This window comes from Dietzia sp. B44 (genome assembly GCF_014145245.1).
GTDB lineage: Bacteria > Actinomycetota > Actinomycetes > Mycobacteriales > Mycobacteriaceae > Dietzia > Dietzia natronolimnaea.
In genome coordinates this window covers 1-1270 of sequence record NZ_JAALEF010000273.1, presented here as the reverse complement: position 1 = coordinate 1270, position 1270 = coordinate 1, and the positions used below count along the sequence as shown (strand labels likewise).

The 1270-nt window shown below is 69.0% G+C and carries 1 protein-coding gene; it reads left to right on the top strand.

The genetic code is table 11. The features are described 5' to 3' along the window. Positions 1–78: 78 nt before the first annotated feature. Positions 79–1270, top strand: a 1192-nt coding sequence (ftsW, locus tag G6017_RS09645; RefSeq protein ID WP_182617133.1) for a putative lipid II flippase FtsW, incomplete at its 3' end; no start/stop codon positions are given.

Genomic DNA, 1270 nt, shown 5'->3' with positions numbered 1-1270 from the left:
ATGGACATGTTCACCGACTACGGCCACCGCGGGCGCAGCTTCGCGCTCGCCGTGGGCCGGGTCGCCGGGAGGTAGGGCATGGCACTTGAAGAACCCGCTCGCCGGGACGACGCCGACGAGGCCGGCGCCGCGACCCGGCCCGATCTGTTGGGGCGCATCGCCGCGCCACTGGCCGCGATCGACCGTGCGCCGCTGACCTCGTACCACGTGGTCATGGTGGTCACCGCCCTGCTCACCGTGATCGGCCTGGGGATGGTGCTGGCGAGCTCCAACGTCCTCGCCTTCTCCGGTGGCGGCACGCCGTTCGACATCTTCCTGCGCCAGGCCGTGTTCGTCACGATCGGCTGGGTGGGGTTCGTGGTGGCCCTGCGCATGCGGTTCGAGCTGCTGCGGGCTGCCGCGCTGCCGATGCTCCTGGTGTCCATCGGTCTGCTCATCGCCGTGCTGATCCCCGGTGTGGGCATGGAGATCAACGGCTCCCGCGGGTGGATCGACCTCGGCTTCTTCGCGATCCAGCCCGCCGAGATCGCCAAGTTCGCGTTCATCATCTGGGCGTCGTCGGTGGTGGCCAAGCGCATCCGCACCGGGTACTGGCTCGACCTGCTCTTCCCGGCCATCGTGGGGTACGGGGTGGTCGCCGCCCTCGTCGTCGTCGCCCCCGACCTCGGCATGGCCACGGCGGTGACCATCGCATTCCTGTGCGTGCTGTGGTTCTCCGGGTACCCTACCCGGCACTTCGTGTGGGTGATCGCGTTCGGCACCGTCGTGTTCGGCGTCCTCGCCGTGACGTTCGCCTACCGCTTCGAGCGCGTCCGGACCTTCTTCAACACCTTCGTCGGTGACTTCTCGAACCCCCAGGGTTCGGCCTACCAGTCGTATCAGGGGATGCTCTCGCTCGCCGAGGGCGGCCTGTTCGGGGTGGGCCTGGGGCAGTCCAGCGCCAAGTGGTTCTACCTCCCGGAGGCGACCAACGACTTCATCTTCGCCATCATCGGGGAGGAGCTCGGCTGGTTCGGCGCCGCCGTGGTCGTCACGCTGTACCTGGCGCTGGGGTGGGCCGGCATGCGCGTCGCGCTGCGGTCGGCGGACCCGTTCCGTCGCCTGCTGGCCGGCACGATCACCACGACGATCGTGCTGCAGGCGTTCATCAACATCGGGTACGTGGTGGGTCTGCTCCCGGTCACCGGCCTCCAGCTGCCCCTCATCTCCAACGGTGGCACCTCGGCGGTCGTGACCCTGGCCTCCCTCGGTCTCCTCGCCAACTGCGCCC